The following is a 22,541-nucleotide window of genomic DNA, read 5'->3' on the forward strand; positions in this document are numbered from 1 at the left end:
GCCGTTCGTGTCGCGTGTCGGACGGTGGGGGAGCCGCAGACGACGCTGCCGCCGCCCTGGAGGGGACGGCGGCAGCGTGCGGTGCAGGAGGAGGCTCAGGAGAGGCGCTCGCCCGACTCCGCGTCGAAGATGTGCACGCGGTGGTTCGCGGTCACGTACACGCGGTCGCCCGCGGTCGGGTGCACGCGGCCGTCGACGCGCGCGACGATGTCGGTGCGGCGGCCCTCGACCTCGGTGTGGCCGTAGAGGTAGCCGTCCGAGCCGAGCTCCTCGATGAGGTCGACCTCGATCGGCAGTCCGCCGGGCTGGGTCGAGACGGTGACGTCCTCGGGGCGCACGCCGAGCGTGACGACCTTCTGGCTCGTCTTCGCGAGCGCCTCGCGGGCGATCGGGAGGACGGTGTCGCCGAACTTGACGCCGCCGTCGGTGACGTCCGCGTGGAACAGGTTCATCGCGGGCGAGCCGATGAAGCCGGCCACGAAGACGTTGTTCGGGTTCTCGTACAGGTCGCGGGGCGAGCCGACCTGCTGGAGGAGGCCGTCCTTGAGGACCGCGATGCGGTCGCCCATGGTGAGCGCCTCGGTCTGGTCGTGGGTGACGTAGACCGTGGTGATGCCCAGGCGGCGCTGCAGCGTGCCGATCTGGGTGCGGGTGGACACGCGGAGCTTGGCGTCGAGGTTCGACAGCGGCTCGTCCATGAGGAAGACCTGGGGCTTGCGGACGATGGCGCGGCCCATCGCGACGCGCTGGCGCTGGCCACCGGAGAGCGCCTTCGGCTTGCGGTTCAGGTAGGGCTCGAGGTCGAGCATCTTCGCGGCCTCGAGGACCCGCGCGGCGCGCTCGTCCTTGTTGACGCCGGCGATCTTGAGCGCGAAGCCCATGTTCTCGGCGACCGACATGTGCGGGTACAGCGCGTAGTTCTGGAAGACCATCGCGATGTCGCGGTCCTTCGGCGGAACGTCCGTGACGTTGCGGTCGCCGATGAGGATGCGGCCCTCGTTGACCTCTTCGAGGCCGGCGAGCATGCGCAGGGAGGTGGACTTGCCGCAGCCGGAGGGGCCGACGAGGACGAGGAACTCGCCGTCGCCCACCTCGAGGTTGAGCTTGTCGACGGAGGCGCGAGTGGCCCCGGGGTAGACGCGGGACGCGTGGTCGAAAGTTACGGACGCCATTGTTCTTGCTCCTTCACCGGCAGGTACGTGCCGGACGATCCGAGTGAATGGAAGTGATGGTCATCATCGCGTGGGCGACTCCGACCAACCGTCACAGTATGCCACGGGGCCGACAGTCGTCGGTCGGGCACCGCGTATCCGCCGTTTGGAGGTTTCCCAGGGCTCGCGCGTAGGATTCCGGCGAGTCGCGCCCGGCGACCCCTTCTTCCCCCTCTCTCATTCGGAGCGTTCTTGTCATGACCACCGGCGGAGCCAACGACCGTCTCTCGAAGAACCAGCGACGAGAGGCCGCCCGAGAGAAGGCGCGCCGCCTGCGCGAGCAGCAGAAGCGCCGCGACCGCGTGAGCCGCTTCGCCCTGCAGGGCGGGCTCGCCGCCGTCGTGATCGCGGTCGTCGTGATCGTGGTCTTCGCCGTCACCTCGAGCATCCGCCCCGCGGGCCCGGGCCCGGCGAACATGGCGAGCGACGGTGTCGTCATCGGCGAGAACATGGTCGCGCAGACGAGCGGCGCCGTCGCCGCCGACGGGACGCCCACCCCCAGCGCGCTCGACACCTCGGCCGGCACGGTCGACATCCGGGTCTACCTCGACTACCTCTGCCCCTACTGCGGCCAGTTCGAGAAGACCAACGGCGACCAGATCAAGGAGTGGGTGACCAGCGGTGCCGCGACGGTCGAGATCCACCCGATCGCCATCCTCACGACCCGCTCCAACGGAACCAAGTACTCGGAGCGCTCGGCCAACGCCGCCGCGTGCGTCGCGGACCGCTCGCCCGACTCGTTCTTCGACTTCAACTCCCTGCTGTTCGCCAACCAGCCGGCGGAGGGGACCGACGGACTCTCGGACGACCAGTTGAAGGACTACGCCTCGCAGGCCGGCGTCGAGGACACGGCGGCCGTGAACACCTGCATCGACGACCAGAGCTTCGTGAGCTGGGTCCGCGCCGCGACCGAGCGCGCCACCTCGGGTCCGCTGCCCGGCACGGACGTGCCCGCTGTCACGGGCACCCCGACCGTCCTGGTCAACGGCGAGGCGTACTCGGGCTCGCTGACCGACCCGGACGCCTTCAGCTCCTTCGTGCTCTCGGCCGCCGCCGACTCCTACTCGTCGGCGACTCCCGCGCCCACCTCCTCCGAGACCCCGGCGCCGAGTGACACGCCCGCCTCGACCGAGACGCCCGCGTCGACCGAGACCCCCGCTCCCGGCGACTCCCCGGTCTCCACCGAGGCTCCGGCCTCCTCCGAGCCGACTCCGGCCGCCGCGGGCTGAGCCGCGGACGCGCAGGAGCCCCGCTCATGCAGAAGGCCCCGACCGCACGCAGCGGTCGGGGCCTTCTTCTCTCCTGAGCCGACGACGGGACTTGAACCCGTAACCGCCCGATTACAAGTCGGGTGCGCTACCAATTGCGCCACGTCGGCAGGTGCGCTCGCGCGCCCGGCCACCCTATCGCGGGCCCGGATCCGGCCGGATCCGGGCCCGCCGCGTCTCACGGCTCGAGGATGCTGAGGTGCCGCTCGGCGGGAGCGGGCCGCTTGGGGCCGCCGATCTTCCCGTCGGGACGGCCGACGTAGAGCCAGCCGAGCAGCTCCTCGCCCTTCTCGAGGCGATGCGCCTTCCGCACGGCCTTGTCGCGCGTGTAGGAGCCGGTGCGCCAGAAGACGCCCCAGCCCGCCTCGTCGAGCAGCAGGCTCAGGAGGTGGGCGACGCCCGAGGCGACGGCCTCCTGCTCCCAGGCCGGCACCTTCGACTTCTTGACGCTGACCACGACGGCCAGCAGCAGGGAGGCGCGGTGCGTCTTCTCGATGTACTTCCGCGGGTCCTTCTTCGCCCCCGAGGCGACCGCGAAGCTGCGGCCGACCCGGTCGCGGGCGGCGCCGCGGATCTCGATGACCCGCCACGGGCGCAGCGAGCTGTGATCGGCGAGACGCGACGCCGCCGAGACGAACGCCGCGATCTCGTCGTGCCCCGGAGCCTCCGGCGTCACCTTCGAGCGCGATCGGCGCGCGAGGACGGCCTCGAGCACGGGGGAGGAGGACACGGTCACTCGCCCTCGGCCTGGAAGTTCAGGGCGATCGAGTTCATGCAGTAGCGGTCGCCGGTGGGCGTGCCGAAGCCGTCGGGGAAGACGTGTCCCAGGTGGGATCCGCAGTTCGCGCAGCGGACCTCGGTGCGGACCACGCCGAGGGTGCTGTCCTCGATCAGCTGGACCGCGTCCGGGTTCACGGACTCGTAGAAGCTCGGCCAGCCGCAGCCGGAGTCGAACTTGGTGCCGCTCTTGAAGAGCTCAGCGTTGCAGGCGGCACAGGTGTAGAGGCCGGAGCGGTGCTCGTCGAGCAGCTCGCCGGTCCACGGGCGCTCGGTGGCCGCTTCGCGCAGGACCGCGTACTGGTCGCGGTCGAGCTCCTCGCGCCACTCGGCGTCGGACTTGTTCACGGAATACGACGACATGGGTCTCCCTCGGAATCCTCGTCAGTGTACGGGGGCGGTCGCGCCCCTCCACCTGGTCCAACCCCCGGGACGACGGCTCCATTCCGCCTCCGCGGGCTCTGGAGGAGACTCCCCGCCGGCACGCCGCGACGCGGTCACGAGCCGTTCGGAGCGCCTCCCCTGCGGTGGCGTCGCGCCTGCCTACCCTGGGGGGATGAGCAGGACGACGGACCCGAGACCGGGCACCGGTCTGTCCGAGCGCGAGCTGCGGGTGCTCGCCTTCGAGCGCGAGTGGACGGCCCGCTCCGGGGACAAGGACGACGCGATCCGCTCCCAGTTCGGACTGTCGGCCGCCCGCTACTATCAGGTGCTCAGCGCGGTGCTCGCCTCTCCGGCCGCCCTCGCGCACGACCCGATGCTCGTCACGCGGCTGCAGCGCATCCGCGACCAGCGCGCCGGCGCCCGCGCCTCGCGACGCCTCGGGCGCCTCGAGTAGACGAGCTGCTCGAGTCCACCAACGGAAGGCCGGCCGTACCCCCGATGTCGAACACGCACCCGAGAGACCGCTTCGACGAGGTCCCGGCGACGGAGGCGCGCGTCGGCGCCCACCGCCGGCCGCCGGCCCCTCACGCCCGCGCGGTCGCCCTCGCCTGGGCCGCGCTCGCCACCGGAGTCATCGTCCTGCTCGGCTTCATCGGGCTGCTGGTCATCGACGACCGGGTGCAGTTCACGGACGTGTTCACTCCGCCCACCGCGACCGCGGAGGCGACCCCGATCGCCGCCGCGACGCTCGATCCCGATCTCGCCGTCGCCGTCCTCAACGGCACCGCCACCGTCGGACTCGCCGCCAGCGCCGGCGACGCCCTGACGACGGCCGGATGGAGCGTCCCGACCGTCGCGAACGCGAACACCGAGGACATCGCCGCCACGACCGTCTACTACACCGACCCGGCGCTCGAGGGAGCAGCCCTCGGTCTCGTCGACTCGATCGGAACGGGGACCGTCCTGCTCTCGCAGGACTTCGTCGAGACGGGCTCCGTCGTCGTGGTCCTGGGGGCCGATTACGCCTCCGAGCAGGGCTGATCGGGGCCCTCTGTTACGGGCACGTTTCCTCCGTGTTGAATCCCGGGCAACTCTTCCCCGCGACGCCCTTTCCAGCCCCTCCCGGGGCCGATAGCCGGATTAGTATTCCTGACCAGGCACCAGCATATCGCTCGTGCCGCGGGCATCACAGCACTGGGGAGTACAGAGATGGCGAACGGAACCGTCAAGTGGTTCAACGCTGAGAAGGGCTACGGCTTCATCACGGTCGACGGCGGCGGACAGGACGTCTTCGTCCACTACTCCGCGATCGACATGTCGGGGTACAAGGTCCTCGAGGAGGGGCAGCAGGTCGCGTTCGAGGTCGGCACGGGGTCGAAGGGCCCCCAGGCCGAATCGGTCCGCCCGGCCTGACCGCCGAGCCTCCCGGGAGCCGTCGTCCGCCTCGTGCGGGCGGCGGCTCCTTCGTGTCGGAGCGCGTGCCGATCGCTTGCACTCGTCCACCGCGAGTGCCAGAATCGACCTTGGCACTCGCTCCGGTCGAGTGCCAGCACAGACATTTCACGACGTCCGGGAGGGACGAGAAACACACATGGCCAAGATCATTGCTTTTGACGAAGAAGCCCGCCGCGGCCTCGAGCGTGGACTCAACACTCTGGCCGACGCGGTCAAGGTGACCCTCGGCCCGCGCGGCCGCAACGTCGTCCTCGAGAAGAAGTGGGGCGCTCCCACCATCACGAACGACGGCGTCTCCATCGCCAAGGAGATCGAGCTCGACGAGCCGTACGAGAAGATCGGCGCCGAGCTCGTCAAGGAGGTCGCCAAGAAGACCGACGACGTCGCCGGCGACGGAACCACCACAGCGACCGTCCTCGCTCAGGCGCTCGTCCGCGAGGGCCTGCGCAACGTCGCGGCCGGCGCCGACCCGATCAGCCTCAAGAAGGGCATCGAGAAGGCCGTCAAGGCCGTCACCGCCGAGCTCATCGCCGGCGCGAAGGCGATCGAGACCAAGGAGGAGATCGCGGCGACCGCCTCCATCTCCGCCGCGGACCCCGAGATCGGCGCGATCATCGCCGAGGCGATCGACAAGGTCGGCAAGGAGGGCGTCGTCACCGTCGAGGAGTCGAACACCTTCGGCACCGAGCTCGAGCTCACCGAGGGCATGCGCTTCGACAAGGGCTACCTGTCGCAGTACTTCGTGACCGACCCCGACCGCCAGGAGGCGGTGTTCGAGGACCCCTACATCCTCATCGTCAACTCCAAGGTCTCGAACATCAAGGACCTGCTCCCGGTCGTCGACAAGGTGATCCAGGCGGGCAAGCAGCTGCTGATCATCGCCGAGGACGTCGACGGCGAGGCGCTGGCGACCCTGGTCGTCAACAAGATCCGCGGCATCTTCAAGTCGGTCGCCGTCAAGGCCCCCGGCTTCGGCGACCGTCGCAAGGCGCAGCTCCAGGACATCGCGATCCTCACCGGCGGCCAGGTCATCTCCGAGGAGGTCGGCCTCAAGCTCGAGAACGTCACCCTCGACCTGCTCGGCTCGGCCCGCAAGGTCGTCATCACCAAGGACGAGACCACGATCGTCGAGGGTGCCGGCGACGCCGAGGCCATCGCCGGTCGCGTCGCGCAGATCCGCGGCGAGATCGAGAACACCGACAGCGACTACGACCGCGAGAAGCTCCAGGAGCGCCTCGCGAAGCTCGCCGGCGGCGTCGCGGTCATCAAGGCCGGAGCGGCGACCGAGGTCGAGCTCAAGGAGCGCAAGCATCGCATCGAGGACGCCGTCCGCAACGCGAAGGCCGCCGTCGAGGAGGGCATCGTCGCCGGTGGTGGCGTCGCCCTCATCCAGGCCGGCAAGCTCGCCTTCGAGAAGCTCGAGCTCGTCGGAGACGAGGCGACCGGCGCGAACATCGTCAAGGTCGCCATCGACGCCCCGCTCAAGCAGATCGCCCTCAACGCGGGCATGGAGCCCGGCGTCGTCGCTGCGAAGGTCCGCGAGCTGCCCACCGGACACGGCCTCAACGCCGCGACCGGCGAGTACGTCGACCTCATCGCCGCGGGCATCATCGACCCGGTCAAGGTCACGCGCTCCGCTCTGCAGAACGCGGCGTCGATCGCCGGTCTCTTCCTCACCACGGAGGCCGTCGTCGCCGACAAGCCCGAGAAGAACCCGGTCGCCGCGGGCGGCGACCCCACCGGAGGCATGGACTTCTAGTCCGTCCCCCCACCACGCAGAAGGCGGTTCCCCTCCGGGGGGAGCCGCCTTCGGCGTTTCCGGAGGCATCTGAGCGAGCAGCAGGCGACCGAACCGGCAGGTGGTTCTGAATCCGCTCCGCGACCACAACGGCGGTCCTCCTGCGGTGGCACCGCCCTCCGCGCCGCCTCGGTCTCCTCAGCGGACACCGGCACCGGAAGCGCGTGGAAGGCGCCGGTGCGGGTCGCGACGTCCGGGTCAGGGCGGAGATGTCTTCGGCCGAACGGATGCGGACGGCGATCCCGCAGGATCCGGTGACGCGGCATCCGTCGAGCGTCGGGTCTCATCTCCAGCGGTCCGGGCGGGGTCGCCGCCCGGTGGTCCCCAAGAGGAGAGAGTGAGCCGCGCGCGGCCGTGAGCGCCGGGTGCGCCAGGTCACGGTCGCCCCGGGCGGATCGATCCGTGCCGCTCGCGGACGTCGACGGGAGAGCCCGGACCGAAGGGGCCCCCGAGGAGGGACGGACCGCGGTGCGGATCAGACCGAGGCGGGGGAGGTCTCGCCGTTCTGGCCGACCGTGAGCAGCGGCAGCGCGACGCGGAAGGTCGCGCCTCCGCCCGGCGTCTCGACGACGTCCACGCGGCCCTTGTGCGCGGCGACGATCGAGGACACGATCGCCAGTCCGAGGCCGCTGCCGCCGGTCTCGCGGGTCCGCGACGTGTCCGCGCGCCAGAAGCGCTGGAAGATCTTCTCGCGGATCTGCGGCGGGATGCCCTCGCCGTGGTCGATGACCTCCAGCAGGGCGAGGCGGCGGGAGCGGTCGACGGCGACGCCGATCTCGATCGGAGTGTCCTCGGGCGTGTAGCGGACGGCGTTGCCGATCAGGTTCGTCAGGACCTGGCGGATCTTGTTCTCCTCCGCCATCACCATCGCGGGCACGCCCGGCTCCTCGGGGGCGGTGGCGGTGCCGGCGGCGATCTCCTCGGCGTTGACCCGGCGCGGACGCCGGCGGAATCGGGCGAGCCTCGCTCCTGCCGCGGCGATCGGGCCGGTGAGCCCGGGGTTCGTCAGCTCCATGGTCTGAGTGGCGGAGGCGCCGGCCTCGTCGGGCTCGAGCGCGGGCGTCTCCACGGGGGTGTCGTCGCGGGTCTCGACGCCGAAGTCGCGGTCGGGCCAGGAGGCCATCGCGTCCATCGCGGCGTCGCGGGCGAGCGGCATCAGATCGACGGGCGCGAGTGCGAGAGGCTTCGTCTCGTCGAGGCGGGCGAGCTCGAGGAGGTCCTCGACCAGGCCGCCCATCCGGATCGCCTCCTTCTCGATGCGCTCCATCGCCTGGCCGACGGCCTCGGGCGTCTGCAGAGCGCCCATCCGGTACAGCTCGGCGTAGCCGCGGACCGAGACCAGCGGCGTGCGCAGCTCGTGGCTGGCGTCGCCGACGAAGCGGCGCATCTGGTCGATCGTGCGGGCGCGGTCGCGGAAGGCGGAGTCGATCCGCCCGAGCATCGCGTTCAGGGAGCGGTTGAGGCGTCCGACCTCGGTATTGGGCGTCGTACCGTCCAGGCGCTGGCTGAAGTCGCCGTCGGCGATGGCGGCGGCGGTCTGCTCGACCTCGCGCAGCGGGGCGAAGGTGGTGGTGACCAGCAGGCGGGTGAGGAGTGCGCCGATCACGACGATCGCGACTCCGAAGCCGAGGAAGATCGTGAGGTACGTCGTCATGATGACGTCGACGCTGCGGGTCGACACCGCGAGCAGGAGCGTCTGGTACTCGGTGCCCCTCGTGAACACCGTCGACATGACGTGGTACTCGACCTTGCCGTTGGAGCTCCAGATCTCCATCGGCTTGTCGCCGCCCTGCAGCGCCTGCTCGAGGGTGAAGGTCTGCGGGAAGGCGGGGTCGGCGGCGCCGGACGCGTTGGTGTTGTCGAGCGTGCCGTACTGGTCGTAGACGGCGCCGAAGTCGGCCTTGGACTCGTCGATCGCGGCGAGGTCGTTGACGGAGAGGTCGCTCGCCGTCCGCTGGACCTGGTCGGCCAGCTGCGCGTCGAGCTGGGCGACGAGCTGCGGCTTCAGCATCGTCATCGTCCCGATCCCGGAGACGAGGAGTCCCAGCGTGAGCAGGAGGACCGTGACCGCGGTGATCTTGGTGCGCAACGAGATGGAGTTCCACCGCTCGGCCAGACCCTGGTGCATGGCGGTGGAACTCCCTCGGGATCGGCGGGCGCCGCGCCTCCGGCGGGAGGTGGCGCCGAGGTGGCGGAGGCTAGGCCTTCGCGACCTTCAGCATGTATCCGAATCCTCGCTTGGTCTGGATGAGCGATTCCTCCGAATGCGTGTCGAGCTTACGTCGCAGGTACGAGATGTAGGACTCGACGATGCCCGCATCGCCGTTGAAGTCGTACTCCCAGACGTGGTCGAGGATCTGCGCCTTGCTGAGCACCCGGTTCGGGTTGAGCATCAGGTAGCGGAGCAGCTTGAACTCGGTGGGGCTGAGCTCCACCGGCTCGTCGCCGACGAGGACCTCGTGCGTGTCCTGGTCCATGGTCAGCTCGCCGGCCCGGATGACCGCGTCCTCCTCGGCGTGCATGGTGCGGCGGAGGATCGCCTTGATGCGCGCGACGATCTCGTCGAGGCTGAACGGCTTCGTGACGTAGTCGTCACCGCCGACGGTGAGGCCCGTGATCTTGTCCTCGGTGTCGTCCTTCGCCGTGAGGAAGAGGATGGGGGAGGTGTATCCGGCCGAGCGGAGGCGCTTGGTCACGCCGAATCCGTTCATGTCCGGGAGCATCACGTCGAGGATGATCAGGTCCGGCTCCTCCTCGAGGACCGCCGAGATCGCCTGGGCCCCGTTGCCGACCGCACGCACGGCGAAGCCGGCGAAGCGGAGGCTCGTGGTGAGCAGGTCTCTGATGTTGGGCTCGTCGTCGACGATGAGAATGCGGGGTCCGTCCATGCAGGACAGTATCTGGCCGTCGGCTGTACGGAGTCTGGGAGTCGGTTGTCCGGGCGCTCGGTGCAGGCTCGGCGGCGGGGAACGCCGGATCGGAGGCGGTGCGGCAGGAGGAGAGCGCGTCCGATCAGGGCTGCGCGCGGCGGCGCCGGACACCCACGATGAGCATCGCGATCATCATGAGGAACGCGATGGGCAGGCCCACCAGCGGCACAGCGAAGACGAACTGCCAGAACGGGCCGGCGTACTCGCGGATCCCGAGCGCGGGGGCGACCAGGATCGCGAGGAACGCGAGGACCGTCACGACGATGATCGCGATGAACATGTAGGCGAGCGTGCGCTCCGCGCGTCCGACGCCCGCCGGCTCCTGTGGCTTCACCCGTCAAGGATAGGGCGGCCCCGGTCGACTAAACTGATGGCTGCTTCATTTCCAGGAGGGGTCTGCATGCCTACCGGCAAGGTCAAGTTCTACGACGAGGAGAAGGGCTTCGGCTTCATCAGCACTGATGACGGCCAGGAGGTCTTCCTGCACGCTTCCGCGCTGCCCTCCGGGACCGCGGTCAAGGCCGGCACCCGCCTCGAGTTCGGCATCGCCGACGGCAAGCGCGGGGCGCAGGCGCTCTCGGCGCGCGTCCTCGACGCTCCGCCGAGCCTGGTGAAGCTCAACCGGAAGTCCGCGGACGACATGTCCGTGATCGTGGAGGACACGGTCAAGCTGCTCGACGGGATCGGCGCCGGGCTCAAGCGCGGCCGCTACCCCGACAAGGCGCACGGGCGCACGATCGCGGCGCTCCTGCGCCGGGTTGCGGACGAGCTGGATGCCTGACGCCGACGGCACGACCGACGAGCAGGGCCCGGTCGAGGAGACCGTCGCCGCTCCGACCCCGGAGGACGCTCGCGTGGAGCAGTCCTCGGGAGAGGGCGACTCCGGCGAGCCGGACACGGCTCCTGCCGAGGAGGACTCCTCCGCCGAGGACGCGAGCGGAGCCGACGAGGAGATCGCCGCTGACGAGGCGGCTCCTGTCGACGAGGCTCCCTCCGGCGAGGGTGAGAGCGACGCCGCCCTCCCGGTGACCGAGGCTCCTGGCGAGGACTCCGCCTCTGCGGAGGAGACTCCTCCGGCCGACGATGTCGCCGCTGAGGCGGGGGCTCCCGGCGCGGACACGGCTTCTGCTGCAGTGCCGGCTCCTGCTGAGGACGCGGCCCTTGCTGACGATGCGGTTCCTGCTGACGACGCGGGAACACCTGAGGACTCGGCTCCTGCTCAGGACATGGCTCCTGCTGACGACTCGGCTCCTGCTGAGGATGCGACTTCTGCTGAGGATGCGACTTCTGCAGAGGATTCCGGTCCCGGCATCGACGAACCTTCCGAGGCCGACGACGACTTTTCCCCGGGGGAGGCGGACGAGGCCGCCGCGGACGAGGCTCCCGAGCCCGTCTACGAGGCGGACGCCGTGCTTGCCGGGTCTCTCGATGTCGCGCGCGCCGCGCTCGCCGAGATCGCCCCCGAGGGGACGATCGGCGAGCTGGTCACGACTCTGGCGCAGGGCGAGCACGTCGTGTCGCTGCAGTTCGCGAACCTCATGCGCGGGTACCCGGGTTGGCTGTGGACGGCGACGCTGTCCCGGATCGACGAGACCGAGGACGTGAACGTCCTGGAGGTCGAGCTGCTGCCGGGTGAGGGCGCGGTCCTCGCTCCGGACTGGGTGCCGTGGTCCGTGCGTCTCGCCGACTACCAGACCGCGCAGGACGCGCTCGGCGAGGAGGTCGAGGACGCGGACGACGACGAGCTCGAGGACGCCGAGGAAGACGACCTCGACGACGAGTCGGACGACGACTCCGACGAGGACGAGGACGCGGGCGACGACTCGGATGACGACGAAGACTCGGACGACGAGGACTCGGACGAGGACGACTCCGACGACGACGACGACCCGGACGACGACTCCGACGACGAGGACTCCGACGACGTCGAGCCCGAGCCCGCCCCCGCCCCGACGACCCGTCGCCGTCGACGTCGCCGCTGATCCGGTCCGGCGCCGCCCGATGAGCATCGACTCCGACACCCGCGTCGCTTATCCCGACGGCGCCATGCGCTCCTCCGGGCGCGTGCAGCACGTGGGCCGGCTGGAGGACGGCCGCTGGGCGGTCGTCCTCGATGCGACCTCCGCTCACCCCGTCGACCCGACCTGGCCCGACCAGGGGCCCGACCGCGGCGCGCTGGTCGTGGCGGGGGAGCGGCATCCCCTCATCGACTGCCGCATCGGGGCGTGGCAGGGCGGCGAGCTGCACGTCGGCGAGCGGCTCCCGGCGCGGCTCGGCACTCCGGAGTGGAGCTTCGTCGTCGTCCACATCGTCGACGACGCCTCCTCACTCCACGTGGACGACGAGGTCGACGTCGAGGTCGACGCGGAGCACCGGCACGAGCTCTCCCGTGGGCACACCGCCTGCCACCTCGCCTCCCTCGCCCTGAACGCCGCTCTGGCCTCGTTCTGGTCGAAGCCGGCGCGCACCGACGCTCTCGGGAACCCGGACTTCGACCAGGCGGCGATCCAGACCTCGCGGATCCGCGAGTCCGGCTCCACCGACGTCTACCGCCTCGGCAAGTCCCTCCGACGCAGCGGGATGGACACCGCCCGCCTGCTGGCGGAGATCCTCGAGGTGCAGGAGCGGGTGAACGCCCTCCTCGCCGAGTGGATCGCCTCGGACGCGGAGGTGCGCATCGAGCGCGACGACGACCTCCTCAGCACGCGGCGGACCTGGCGCTGCACCCTCCCCGCGGGGGACGCCGCGATCGCGTGCGGCGGCACCCACGTCGAGCGCCTCGGCGAGTTCACCGGCCTGCGCGTCCGTCTCGAGCCCGAGGCCGACGGCACCGGACTCCGGATGGAGACCGACGCGGTCTAGCGGCGGTTGCGGCTGTAGAACAGCCCGATCGTGCCGAGGACCAGTCCGATCACGACGGTCGACAGGACGACCGGCTCGATGACGGCTCCGACGGCCGTCGCCACGAGCACGGCCACGAGCGCGACCGCCCAGACGACGCACCCGACCAGCAGAGCCGTCGCGTCGTCGCTCGCGTAGGGCGGCGGCGCGGGCCGCCGCTCCTCCTCGCGCAGCCACAGCCGCATGGCGTGCCTCAGACCGCCAGGCGCTCGAGGACGTGGTCGATGCAGCCGAGCAGCGAGCGGACGTCGTCCGGCTCGATCGCGACGAACGTCGCCACGCGCAGCTGGTTGCGGCCGAGCTTGCGGTACGGCTCCGTGTCGACGATCCCGTTCGCGCGGAGGATCTTCGCGACGAGAGCGGCATCGACGGAGGCGTCGAAGTCGACGGTCGCGACGACCTGGGAGCGGTGCTCGGGCACCTCGACGAACGGGGTGGCGAGGCTCGAGGCCTCGGCCCAGTCGTAGATCGCGGAGGAGGACTCGGCCGTGCGCGCCGACGCCCAGGCCAGGCCGCCCGAGGCGTTCATCCACTCGAGCTGCGACTCCATCAGCAGGAGGGTCGAGAGCGCCGGAGTGTTCAGCGTCTGGTTCAGGCGCGAGTTGTCGACGGCGTTCTTGAGGCTGAGGAACTCGGGGATGTAGCGGCCGCTCGCCGCGATGCGCTCGATCCGCTCGATCGCGGCGGGGGAGAAGAGGCCGAACCAGAGTCCGCCGTCGGAGGCGAAGTTCTTCTGCGGGGCGAAGTAGTAGACGTCGGCCTCGGCGATGTCGACGTCGATGCCGCCCGCCGCGCTGGTGGCGTCGATGACGGTGAGCGCGCCCTCGTCGCCGCGGACCCGGCGGACCGGGGCCATCACTCCGGTGCTCGTCTCGTTGTGGGGCCACGCGTACACGTCGATCCCCTCGACGATCTCGACCTCGCTCCGGGACCCCGCGGGGGCGGAGACGACGTGGGCCGGCTCGAGGAACGGCGCGGAGGCGGCGGCCGCGAACTTCTGGCCGAACTCGCCGAACGTGAGGTTCTCGGCGCGGCGCTCGATGAGGGAGAAGGCGGCGGCGTCCCAGAAGGCGGTCGAGCCGCCGTTGCCCAGCAGGACCTCGTAGCCGTCGGGGATGCGGAACAGCGTGGCGAGGTGCTCGCGCACGCGCCCGACGAGGTCCTTGACGGGCGCCTGGCGGTGCGAGGTCCCGAGGAGGTGCGCGCCCTGCGTCGCGAGGTGGGCGAGCTGGTCGTGCCGCACCTTGGACGGGCCGCAGCCGAACCGTCCGTCGTGGGGGAGCAGCTCGCGAGGAATGGTGAGGTCCGGCATGCGTTAATACTAGGGTTCCCGGCCCGCACCCCTCCTCCGAGCGACGGAGGCCTGCGTCGCGCCGCAGCGCCGATGCTGCGTCGTGGCGACCACTAGGGTGGAGCGCGCCGAGACGGGAAGGCTGAGATGACGGATCTGATCGACACCACCGAGATGTACCTGCGCACCATCCTCGAGCTCGAGGAGGAGAACATCATCCCGCTGCGCGCGCGCATCTCGGAGCGGCTCAGCCACTCCGGGCCGACCGTGTCGCAGACCGTCGGTCGCATGGAGCGCGACGGCCTCGTCGTGGTCTCGGGCGACCGCCACCTCGAGCTCACCTCCGACGGCCGCCGCAAGGCGATCCACGTCATGCGCAAGCACCGCCTCGCCGAGCGGCTCCTCCACGACGTCATCAAGCTCGACTGGGAGTTCGTGCACGAGGAGGCCTGCCGCTGGGAGCACGTGATGAGCGAGCAGGTCGAGCGCCGCCTCCTCGAGATGCTCGACCACCCGACCGAGTCGCCCTACGGCAACCCGATCCCGGGCCTGGACGAGCTCGGCGACACCCCCGCCTCCCGCTTCGCCGACGGCGTCATCAGCCTGCCGCGCTTCGTCGCAGGGTCGAGCGAGCCCCGCCGCGGCGTCGTCCGGCGCCTCGGCGAGCCGGCGCAGGTCGATCCGGAGCTCCTCCTCCAGCTCAAGCAGGCCGGGGTCGTCCCCGGTGCCGAGGGCGAGTTCTCGGCCCTCAACGGCTACGTGCTCGCTCGCATAGACGGCGCCGAGGCGGGCATCGAGCTGCCGAACGAGGTCGCGGCGCACATCTTCCTCGTCGTCTGACCCGCGTCTCCCTGGGAGCGGCCCGTACGGGCCCCTACCGCATCCGGTGACCGGAGGCGATCGGGAGAGCGGTCTCTTCCCGCCGAGAAGGTGACAAATCGGTAACGGTCGCTTACGCTCTGTGGAGCCCTGCGGCCGAGCCTCGGTCCCAGGGCGCGGGATCCGACGCCCCCACACCCGTCTCGGATCCTGTGCACACCGATGCTTCGTGCATGAGACGGGACAGCTGCCTGGGCTGAGGGGACGTCGGAGGATCTCCCCCTTGCCCCAGAACCCCCTCACCCCGAACGAGGACGCCGGCTCACCCGACCGGTTCCGCTCCAACCACCCCGACCGCTCCGGCGACGCGACCTTCGAGAACCGGCCCCCGGTCATCCGCGCCCGGATCCACGGGGACGCACCCGTCTCCCGTCGCGCCGTTCCCGCAGCTCCTGCCCGCCGCGCGGACATCACCGACTTCGTGCCGTCGCCGGCCGGGACCCCGCGCAAGCGCCGGGGCCGTGTCGTCGGCAAGGTCGCGATGGTCGGCTTCGCCGGCGCGCTGGTCGCGACGATGGCGCTCCCCGCCTACGCCTTCACTCCGGGCAGCCAGGACGACGGCCTGTTCGCGGCGTCGCGAGCCGACCTCCTCCGCCAGGGCTCCGCGCAGACCGTCGCCGTCGACGGCGGAGTGGTGCAGGCCGCGATCGCCCGCGACGGCTTCTCGGCCGAGGCGGCGCCCCCGCCGCCCGCACCGGAGCCCGAGCCCGTCGTGGTGGCCGAGCCCGTCGTCGACACGAGCGACGTCGCCGAGGCGCGCGCCGAGACCGCCGAGGAGTTCAACTCCTACTCCGGCGCCTCGGCCAGCGAGATCGCGGCCGCCGCCCCGACCACCAGCTACAGCCTCTCGGCGGTGTTCGACACGGCGATGCAGTACCAGGGCGTGCCCTACGTCTTCGGCGGAGCCGACCCGAGCGGCTTCGACTGCTCCGGCTTCGTGATGTACGTCTTCGCCCAGTACGGCATCTCGATGCCCCACTCGGCCGCGGGCCAGGGCGCCATGGGCACCCCCGTCTCGCTCGCCGACGCGCAGCCCGGCGACCTCGTCATCATGGACGGCCACGACGGCTTCTACGCGGGCAACGGCAACATCCTGCACGCGCCGTACGAGGGCGCGAGCGTCCGCGTGCAGCCGCTGTGGACCTCCGACTACCGGATCGTGCGCATCAACGGCTGACCCGGTCGATCCGCTCGAGAGCCCGTCCCCTCCTGGAGGGGGCGGGCTCTCGTCGTCCCGCCGTGTGAACGCCGCGTGACGAATCCGGACCGACCCCTGGTGTTCCGGGCGTGAAGGGTTAACCTGAACCCCAGTCCGCTCGCGTGGCGAGCGGATCGATTCGTCGAGGGACGGAGTGCCGGGATGGCCGAGCGGAGCGGGCGCCACAGCGTGGGGCTGCGCTCGCGCGTGCGGCCGGCCGATTCGATACGCGCGCGGGTCCTCACCGCGGCGGTGCACTCCTCCGACACGCGGATACGACTCCACGTCATCGCGCGGCACCCCGCCGCGGCCTCGCAGGGCGCCGTCATCACGACGGCGCCCTTGCTCGTGGTCACGGCGCCTCCGCGCGACGGCGTGCGACAGCACGGAGGTCACTGATGCGCACTCTGGTTCTCAACGCCGGCTACGAGCCGCTCGCGGTGGTGTCGTTCAAGCGGGCCCTGGTCCTGCTGATGACGGAGAAGGCGACCGTGATCGCCGCGGACGAGGGCAATCCGGTGCACAGCGCGCACGGCGACCACGTGCGGCCCTCGGTGATCGTGCTGACCCGCTACGTGCGCATCCCGAGCGGCCGGAGCGTGCCGGTGTCGCGCCGGGGCGTGCTCCGCCGGGACAACCACCGCTGCGGCTACTGCGGTCAGCACGCGGCGACGATCGACCACATCCAGCCCAAGTCGCGCGGGGGCCGGGACACGTGGGAGAACCTCGTCGCCTGCTGCCAGCGCTGCAACAACGTCAAGAGCGACCGCACCCCGCACGAGATGGGATGGCGTCTGCGCACCGTCCCCCGGATGCCGCGCGCCGGCTCCTGGCTCGTGCGCGGCGCGGAGCGGACGCAGCCCGACTGGGACGACTACCTGGCTCCCGCCGCCTGACGGGCCGCGGTCGCGCCGCTGGCGGCGTTGTCGTCGGGCGCGATACCGCCGGTATCGCTTCCTCCTCCGCCTTGCCAGCGACACGACCGCGACCCGTCAGTGGAGGGCGTGGTGCGCGACCCGGCGCTATTCGTTGTCGTTGCCGGTGCTCTGGCTGGCGTTGCCGGAGCGCTCGCCGGCCCAGGTCCAGTTCGCGACCTCGGGGATGTCCTCGCCGTGCTCGCGGGTGTAGGCGCGGGCGCGGATGCGGGCGTCCTGCATCTCCTGGCGGAGACCGGCGGCGCGGGCGCCGAGGCCGGGGGTCCGGTCGATGACGTCGATCACCAGCGAGTAGCGGTCGAGGTCGTTGAGCATCACCATGTCGAACGGAGTGGTGGTGGTGCCGTTCTCCTTGTACCCGCGCACGTGCAGGTTGCCGTGGCCGGTCCGCTTGTAGGTCAGGCGGTGGATGAGCCACGGATAGCCGTGGTAGGCGAACACGATCGGGCGGTCGGGGGTGAAGACCGCATCGAACTCGCGGTCGGAGAGGCCGTGCGGGTGCTCCGACTCCGACATCAGGCGCATCAGATCGACCACGTTGACCGTGCGGATCGCGAGGTCCGGCAGCGTCTCGCGGAGGATGCTCACCGCCGCGAGGGTCTCGAGGGTCGGCACGTCGCCCGCGCAGGCGAGCACGACGTCCGGGGACTCGCCCTGCCGCTCGCTGCTCGCCCACTCCAGGATGCCGAGTCCGCGCGTGCAGTGGGCGACCGCCTCCGCCATCGTGAGCCACTGGGGCGAGGGCTGCTTTCCGGCGACGACCACGTTGACGTAGTCGACGCTGCGGAGGCAGTGGTCGTAGGTCGAGAGGAGCGTGTTCGCGTCGAAGGGCAGGTAGACGCGCACGACCTCGGGCTTCTTGTTGACGACGTGGTCGATGAAGCCCGGGTCCTGGTGGCTGAAGCCGTTGTGGTCCTGGCGCCAGACGTGGCTCGAGAGCAGGTAGTTGAGGCTCGCGATCGGGCGGCGCCACTCGATGTCGCGGGTGCCGTCCAGCCACTTCGCGTGCTGGTTGAACATCGAGTCGATGATGTGGATGAACGCCTCGTAGCAGGTGAAGAGCCCGTGGCGGCCGGTGAGCAGGTAGCCCTCCAGCCAGCCCTGGCACTGGTGCTCCGAGAGCACCTCCATGACCCGCCCGGCGCGGGCCAGGTGGTCGTCGAGGGGGCTGAGCTCGGCGTCCCACTGCTTGTCGGTGGCGGCGTAGACGGACTGCAGCCGGTTGCTCGCGACCTCGTCCGGCCCGAAGAGGCGGAAGTTGGTCGGGTTGGCGCGGATGACGTCGGCGAGCCATTCGCCGAGCACCTTCGTCGCCTCCGCGACGGTGCCACCCGGCTGCTCGACGACGACCTCGTAGCGGCGGAAGTCGGGCAGGTCGAGGGTCTGCCGCAGCAGCCCGCCGTTCGCGTGCGGGGTCGCGCTCATCCGCAGCTCGCCCTCGGGGGCCAGCGAGCGGACTCGGTCGACCACGCCGCCCTCCTCGGTGAAGAGCTCCTCGGGCCGGTAGGAGCGGAGCCAGTCCTCGAGGAGCCGAGTGTGCGCCTCGGTGTCGCGGGCGTTGGGCAGCGGGACCTGGTGCGAGCGGTAGGTGCCCTCCACCTGGACGCCGTCGATCTCGGTCGGGCAGGTCCAGCCCTTCGGGGTCTTCAGCACGATCATCGGCCAGGCCGGGCGTGAGAGGTCGCCGGCTGCGGCGCGCTCCTTGATCGCCGCGATGCGGTCGAGCACCGTGTCCAGGACGTCGGCGAACCGCTCGTGCACGCGCATCGGGTCCTCGCCGTCGAAGCCGCCCTCGACGAGGAACGGCTCGTGGCCGTACCCGCGGAGGAGGCTGTCGAGCTCCTCCTGCGGGATGCGGGCGAGGACGGTCGGGTTCGCGATCTTCCAGCCGTTGAGGTGCAGGATCGGCAGGACGACGCCGTCGGTGAGCGGGTTCACGAACTTGTTGGAGTGCCAGCTGGTGGCGAGCGGGCCGGTCTCGGCCTCGCCGTCGCCGACGACCGCCGCGACCAGGAGGTCCGGGTTGTCGAAGGCCGCTCCGTACGCGTGGCTCAGCGCGTACCCGAGCTCTCCGCCCTCGTGGATGCTGCCCGGGGTCTCGGGGGCGGCGTGGCTGGGGATGCCCCCGGGGAAGCTGAACTGGCGGAAGAGGCGGCGCAGCCCCTCCTCCGACTCGTCGATGTGCGAGTAGATCTCGCTGTAGGTGCCGTCGAGGTAGGCGTTGGCGACCATGCCCGGTCCGCCGTGGCCGGGGCCGGTGATGTAGAGGGTCGGCTGGCGGCGCTCGCGGATCGCGCGGTTCAGGTGCGCGTAGATCAGGTTGAGGCCGGGGGTGGTGCCCCAGTGGCCGAGCAGGCGGGGCTTGATGTCCTCGCGGCTCAGCGGGGTCTTCAGGAGCGGGTTCGCGAGCAGGTAGATCTGCCCGACCGCGAGGTAGTTCGCGGCGCGCCACCAGGCGTCGACGGTGTCGAGAGTGTCCTGGGTCAGCTCGGCGTCGGCGGGTCGGGCGATCCAGCTGTGCTCGGGGACGGGCAGGAGGGACGGAGCGGGGGAGTCGGCCATGTGCCCACGCTGGCATCCGGACGCCCGGGGCGGAAGGGCCTTGCAGGCCCGGCTCCGGAGGGGGTCAGGCGCGCGGCGTCGCCCGGCGGAGGACCAGCGACCCGACCGCCGTCAGGAGCGCGGCGGGGACGAGGAGCAGAGCGGCGGCTCCGGCGGTGCCCGCGCTCTCGAGGACGTCCGCCACGACCGGCCGGCCCCCGGCGAGAGCGACGACGACGACCACCGCGAGTGCCACCGCTCCGAGGGCGAGGAGGAAGGCCGTCACTCCGCGCTCCCGCCAGCGGAGGAAGACCGCTCCCGCTGCTCCCCCGAGGGCGAAGGCGGCGAGGAGCGAGCAGAGCAGGACGACGAAGCGCTCGTGCCACGGACCGTCGAGGGGGGAGGCGAGGAAGAGAGCGCCGCCCAGCCACCAGCCCCCGGTGGCCTCCTCGATCGCCCCGAGGACCACGACGATCGCCGACCAGAGCACGGACAGTGCCGCGAAGGCGAGGGCGCTGCCGAGGACGTGGTCGCGTCGGGTCGCTCCGTAGCTCAGCGCCAGCCCGAAGGTGGCTGTCGTGGCCTGGATGGAGCCGATGAAGAGGAAGACGACGATCAGCATCCCCGGCCCCACGAGGAGGATGCCCGAGTCGCCGCCGCCCCGCTCGGCCCCGATCCCGCGGAGGACGAGCCACCAGATCACGAGGTTGCCGGCGAGGACGGCGAGCAGGACGAGCAGCGGCCAGCCGAGGACCGTCCCGGGGTGGGCGAGGTGGAGCCTCAGAACGGAGAGGATCCTCCGCGGGGAGGCAAAGCGGCGGGCGGCGGCGGTCATGGTCGGTCCTTCCGGATCGGGGGCGGTGGTGTCAGCTGCTGCGCGGGGTGGCGCGGCGGAGGATCGCCCAGCCCGCGACTCCGGCGATCGCGGTCGGGATGAGCGAGAGGGAGTAGCCGCCCGCGTATCCGACGCTGCCGAAGAAGGAGCCGACGGCGGGCCAGTTCTCGGTGAGCGTGAGGAGGGTGATCACGGCCAGCAGGAGGGCGCCGAGGATCCCGAAGAAGAGCAGCATCCCGCGCTGGCGCCAGCGCACGTAGACCGCCGCCGTCGCCGCTCCGATGAAGAAGAAGAAGAGCAGGGCGCAGAGCACCGCGACGGCCTGCTCGCCCACGGAGTCCCCGCCGAAGTAGATCGAGCGGAAGAAGCTGCCGCCGAAGCCCCAGCCGTCGGTCGCCCGCTCCACGATCCCCAGGACCACGAAGACGCCGGTGTAGAAGACCGAGAGGGCGACGAAGGTGAGGGCCGTGCCGAGGGAGAAGTCGCGGCGGGTGGCGCCGTAGCCGAGGGCGAGGCCGAAGGTGACGTTCACCGACTGGACGGCCACGACCATCATGTAGACGAAGAGGAAGAAGGACGCGCCGGAGTAGGTCATCCCCTCCTGCGCCTCGAGGCGCTCGCCGGAGTCGAGCCCGCGGAGGATCAGCCACCAGACGACCAGGTTGCCCGACAGGATGACGGCCGTGATGATCAGCGGCGTGTAGAGGATGGTGGCGGGGTTCGCGAAGTGCAGGCGGACGATGCTGCCGAGGCGGCCGGCGGCGGTGTCGTGGCGCGCGGGGGCGCCGGTGAGGGCGGTCATTCCGAGGCCTTCCCGGTGGTGAGCTGGACGACGAGCTGCTGGAGGGGGACGGACTCGAGTTCGAGCCCGTGGCGGGCGGCGGAGGCGCGGCCGGCGTCGTCGAGCCGGGGGAGCGTGGCCGAGGCGCGGCTGCCGAGAGCGGAGCGGGCGATGACCTCGCGGCCGGCGGTGAACGACTCGACGGCCTGCCGGGGTCCGATGACCGTCGCCGCGGCACCCCGCAGCTCCTCCGCGTCGCTGTCCACGACGAGGCGGCCCTGGTCGATGACGAGGACGTGCTCGAGCAGGCTGCTGACCTCGTCGATGAGGTGGGTGGAGAGGACGACCGTGCGCGGGTGCTCGGCGAAGTCCTGGAGGAGGCGGTCGTAGAACAGCTGCCGGGCGACGGCGTCCAGCCCCAGGTACGGCTCGTCGAAGAACGTGAGCGGGGCGCGGGAGGCGAGACCGACGATCACTCCGATCGCCGAGAGCTGTCCGCGGGAGAGCTTCTTGATCTTGCGGTCGACCGGGAGGCGGAAGTCCTCGACGAGCTCGCGGGCGAACGCCTCGTCCCAGCCGTCGAAGAACCAGGGAGCGCTGCGCAGGACGTGCTTCACCTTGAAGTCGTCGGGGTACTTCTGGCTCTCCTTGATGAAGCAGGTGCGGGAGAGGACGGCGGCGTTCTCCACCGGCGACTGCCCGAAGACGCGGATCTCGCCCGAGCTGGCGAACTCCTGGCCGGTGAGCAGCGACATCAGCGTCGTCTTGCCCGCGCCGTTGCGGCCGAGGAGGCCGTGGATGCGGTTCTCCTCCAGCGCGAAGCCGATGGCGTCGACGGCGCGCATGCGTCCGTAGTTCTTGGTGAGGTCGTGGACCTCGATGACCGCGCTCATCGCGATCCCCCTTCTGTGATCATGTCGGCGAGCTGCTCGGTGCTGAGGCCGAGCTTGGCGGCCTCGGCGAGCAGCGGAGCGACGAACTGGTCGCGGAACTGCGTGCGGCGCTTCTCGACCAGCCGGTCGCGCGCCCCCTCGGCGACGAACATGCCGATCCCCCTCTTCTTGTAGAGCACCCCGTCGTCGACGAGCAGGTTCACGCCCTTGCCGGCGGTGGCCGGGTTGATGCGGTGGAACGCGGCGAACTCGTTGGTCGACGGGACCTGCGACTCCTCCGGCAGTGCGCCGTCGATGATGTCGTTCTCGATCTGCTCGGCGATCTGCAGGAAGAGCGGGCGGGAGTCGTCCACGCGGGCTCCTTCGGTGCTGGGTTGGGTGGTTAGTTGGTGTTGTAACTAACCATGGAGCCTCGACGAGGCTGTGTCAAGAGGCGGGTGCCGCTCGGTCGGCGCGGGGAGGGC

Annotated in this window: 24 protein-coding genes and 1 tRNA gene; 11 read left to right on the forward strand and 14 right to left on the reverse strand. The window is 70.9% G+C overall.

Annotated features, from left to right (window positions below; translation table 11 throughout):
* Positions 1 to 95 precede the first annotated feature (95 nt).
* Entirely contained in the window at positions 96 to 1,172 is a 1,077-nt protein-coding gene (locus C5B92_RS01990) for an ABC transporter ATP-binding protein (RefSeq protein WP_104224593.1), read from the reverse strand.
* Between the two features lie 236 nt (positions 1,173 to 1,408).
* On the opposite strand from C5B92_RS01990, the gene C5B92_RS01995 reads away from it, so the two are divergent.
* Positions 1,409 to 2,440: a thioredoxin domain-containing protein gene (locus C5B92_RS01995; RefSeq protein ID WP_104255438.1), complete on the forward strand. Its 1,032-nt coding sequence runs from the start codon at positions 1,409 to 1,411 to the stop codon at positions 2,438 to 2,440.
* Positions 2,441 to 2,516: 76 nt separating this feature from the next.
* On the opposite strand, the gene C5B92_RS02000 is transcribed toward C5B92_RS01995, so the two are convergent.
* The 3 genes from C5B92_RS02000 to msrB all read right to left on the reverse strand — a co-directional run bounded on the left by C5B92_RS02000 (position 2,517) and on the right by msrB (position 3,619).
* Positions 2,517 to 2,589 (reverse strand) — tRNA-Thr (locus tag C5B92_RS02000).
* Between the two features lie 68 nt (positions 2,590 to 2,657).
* Positions 2,658 to 3,215 (reverse strand): nitroreductase family protein, encoded by a 558-nt coding sequence (locus C5B92_RS02005; RefSeq protein ID WP_104226480.1) that lies wholly within the window; start codon positions 3,213 to 3,215, stop codon positions 2,658 to 2,660.
* On the reverse strand, positions 3,212 to 3,619 hold the full coding sequence (gene msrB, locus C5B92_RS02010) for a peptide-methionine (R)-S-oxide reductase MsrB (protein WP_104274290.1): 408 nt from the start codon (positions 3,617 to 3,619) through the stop codon (positions 3,212 to 3,214). The genes C5B92_RS02005 and msrB overlap by 4 nt, the downstream gene beginning before the upstream one ends.
* Before the next feature lie 193 nt (positions 3,620 to 3,812).
* Here msrB and C5B92_RS02015 point away from each other — a divergent pair, with 193 nt between their 5' ends.
* The 4 genes from C5B92_RS02015 (at position 3,813) to groL (ending at position 6,854) form a co-directional block, all read left to right on the forward strand.
* Complete coding sequence (locus C5B92_RS02015; RefSeq protein ID WP_104224597.1) at positions 3,813 to 4,094, forward strand: DUF3263 domain-containing protein; 282 nt, start codon at positions 3,813 to 3,815, stop codon at positions 4,092 to 4,094.
* A gap of 44 nt (positions 4,095 to 4,138) precedes the next feature.
* Complete coding sequence (locus C5B92_RS02020; RefSeq protein ID WP_104274291.1) at positions 4,139 to 4,681, forward strand: LytR C-terminal domain-containing protein; 543 nt, start codon at positions 4,139 to 4,141, stop codon at positions 4,679 to 4,681.
* Between the two features lie 168 nt (positions 4,682 to 4,849).
* A complete protein-coding gene (locus C5B92_RS02025; RefSeq protein ID WP_104224599.1) occupies positions 4,850 to 5,053 on the forward strand; it encodes a cold-shock protein in 204 nt (67 codons plus the stop codon).
* A 178-nt stretch (positions 5,054 to 5,231) separates the two neighbouring features.
* Positions 5,232 to 6,854, forward strand: a complete 1,623-nt coding sequence (groL, locus tag C5B92_RS02030) for a chaperonin GroEL (protein WP_104224600.1) — start codon at positions 5,232 to 5,234, stop codon at positions 6,852 to 6,854.
* A 514-nt stretch (positions 6,855 to 7,368) separates the two neighbouring features.
* Here groL and C5B92_RS02035 read toward each other — a convergent pair.
* From C5B92_RS02035 to C5B92_RS02045, 3 genes are all read right to left on the reverse strand, one after another.
* On the reverse strand, positions 7,369 to 9,021 hold the full coding sequence (locus C5B92_RS02035) for a HAMP domain-containing sensor histidine kinase (protein WP_104224601.1): 1,653 nt from the start codon (positions 9,019 to 9,021) through the stop codon (positions 7,369 to 7,371).
* A 70-nt stretch (positions 9,022 to 9,091) separates the two neighbouring features.
* On the reverse strand, positions 9,092 to 9,781 hold the full coding sequence (locus C5B92_RS02040) for a response regulator transcription factor (protein WP_055787731.1): 690 nt from the start codon (positions 9,779 to 9,781) through the stop codon (positions 9,092 to 9,094).
* Positions 9,782 to 9,905: 124 nt separating this feature from the next.
* Positions 9,906 to 10,157: a hypothetical protein gene (locus tag C5B92_RS02045; protein WP_258061220.1), complete on the reverse strand. Its 252-nt coding sequence runs from the start codon at positions 10,155 to 10,157 to the stop codon at positions 9,906 to 9,908.
* 66 nt (positions 10,158 to 10,223) lie between these two features.
* Here C5B92_RS02045 and C5B92_RS02050 point away from each other — a divergent pair, with 66 nt between their 5' ends.
* Genes C5B92_RS02050 through C5B92_RS02060 form a run of 3 tightly spaced genes read left to right on the forward strand, consistent with a single transcriptional unit; the run spans position 10,224 to position 12,685 of the window.
* A complete protein-coding gene (locus C5B92_RS02050) occupies positions 10,224 to 10,604 on the forward strand; it encodes a cold-shock protein (protein WP_104224602.1) in 381 nt (126 codons plus the stop codon).
* Positions 10,597 to 11,805: a DUF3027 domain-containing protein gene (locus C5B92_RS17595; protein ID WP_258061221.1), complete on the forward strand. Its 1,209-nt coding sequence runs from the start codon at positions 10,597 to 10,599 to the stop codon at positions 11,803 to 11,805. The genes C5B92_RS02050 and C5B92_RS17595 overlap by 8 nt, the downstream gene beginning before the upstream one ends.
* A 19-nt stretch (positions 11,806 to 11,824) precedes the next feature.
* On the forward strand, positions 11,825 to 12,685 hold the full coding sequence (locus C5B92_RS02060; protein ID WP_104274206.1) for a metal-dependent hydrolase: 861 nt from the start codon (positions 11,825 to 11,827) through the stop codon (positions 12,683 to 12,685).
* Here C5B92_RS02060 and C5B92_RS02065 read toward each other — a convergent pair.
* The gene (locus tag C5B92_RS02065) at positions 12,682 to 12,909 is read right to left on the reverse strand and encodes a DUF2530 domain-containing protein (protein WP_104224604.1); all 228 of its coding nucleotides are present in this window, start codon (positions 12,907 to 12,909) and stop codon (positions 12,682 to 12,684) included. The two genes, C5B92_RS02060 and C5B92_RS02065, sit on opposite strands and share 4 nt — an antisense overlap.
* 8 nt (positions 12,910 to 12,917) lie before the next feature.
* On the reverse strand, positions 12,918 to 14,036 hold the full coding sequence (gene serC / locus C5B92_RS02070) for a phosphoserine transaminase (protein WP_104224605.1): 1,119 nt from the start codon (positions 14,034 to 14,036) through the stop codon (positions 12,918 to 12,920).
* A 126-nt stretch (positions 14,037 to 14,162) separates the two neighbouring features.
* Here serC and C5B92_RS02075 point away from each other — a divergent pair, with 126 nt between their 5' ends.
* The 3 genes from C5B92_RS02075 to C5B92_RS02090 all read left to right on the forward strand — a co-directional run bounded on the left by C5B92_RS02075 (position 14,163) and on the right by C5B92_RS02090 (position 16,988).
* The gene (locus tag C5B92_RS02075) at positions 14,163 to 14,855 is read left to right on the forward strand and encodes a metal-dependent transcriptional regulator (RefSeq protein ID WP_104224606.1); all 693 of its coding nucleotides are present in this window, start codon (positions 14,163 to 14,165) and stop codon (positions 14,853 to 14,855) included.
* A gap of 262 nt (positions 14,856 to 15,117) precedes the next feature.
* Positions 15,118 to 16,071 (forward strand): C40 family peptidase, encoded by a 954-nt coding sequence (locus C5B92_RS02080; RefSeq protein WP_258060437.1) that lies wholly within the window; start codon positions 15,118 to 15,120, stop codon positions 16,069 to 16,071.
* Positions 16,072 to 16,490: 419 nt separating this feature from the next.
* Positions 16,491 to 16,988: an HNH endonuclease gene (locus tag C5B92_RS02090; protein WP_104224608.1), complete on the forward strand. Its 498-nt coding sequence runs from the start codon at positions 16,491 to 16,493 to the stop codon at positions 16,986 to 16,988.
* A 126-nt stretch (positions 16,989 to 17,114) separates the two neighbouring features.
* On the opposite strand, the gene C5B92_RS02095 is transcribed toward C5B92_RS02090, so the two are convergent.
* From C5B92_RS02095 to C5B92_RS02115, 5 genes are all read right to left on the reverse strand, one after another.
* Entirely contained in the window at positions 17,115 to 19,589 is a 2,475-nt protein-coding gene (locus C5B92_RS02095) for a phosphoketolase (protein WP_104255433.1), read from the reverse strand.
* Positions 19,590 to 19,653: 64 nt separating this feature from the next.
* Positions 19,654 to 20,403, reverse strand: a complete 750-nt coding sequence (locus C5B92_RS02100; RefSeq protein WP_104255432.1) for a hypothetical protein — start codon at positions 20,401 to 20,403, stop codon at positions 19,654 to 19,656.
* Positions 20,404 to 20,434: 31 nt separating this feature from the next.
* Positions 20,435 to 21,205 (reverse strand): ABC transporter permease, encoded by a 771-nt coding sequence (locus tag C5B92_RS02105; RefSeq protein WP_104255431.1) that lies wholly within the window; start codon positions 21,203 to 21,205, stop codon positions 20,435 to 20,437.
* Positions 21,202 to 22,077: an ABC transporter ATP-binding protein gene (locus C5B92_RS02110; RefSeq protein WP_104255430.1), complete on the reverse strand. Its 876-nt coding sequence runs from the start codon at positions 22,075 to 22,077 to the stop codon at positions 21,202 to 21,204. The genes C5B92_RS02105 and C5B92_RS02110 overlap by 4 nt, the downstream gene beginning before the upstream one ends.
* The gene (locus tag C5B92_RS02115) at positions 22,074 to 22,430 is read right to left on the reverse strand and encodes a GntR family transcriptional regulator (protein WP_104224613.1); all 357 of its coding nucleotides are present in this window, start codon (positions 22,428 to 22,430) and stop codon (positions 22,074 to 22,076) included. The genes C5B92_RS02110 and C5B92_RS02115 overlap by 4 nt, the downstream gene beginning before the upstream one ends.
* Positions 22,431 to 22,541: the final 111 nt, after the last annotated feature.

This window comes from Rathayibacter sp. AY1A4, assembly GCF_002930955.1.
Lineage (GTDB): Bacteria > Actinomycetota > Actinomycetes > Actinomycetales > Microbacteriaceae > Rathayibacter.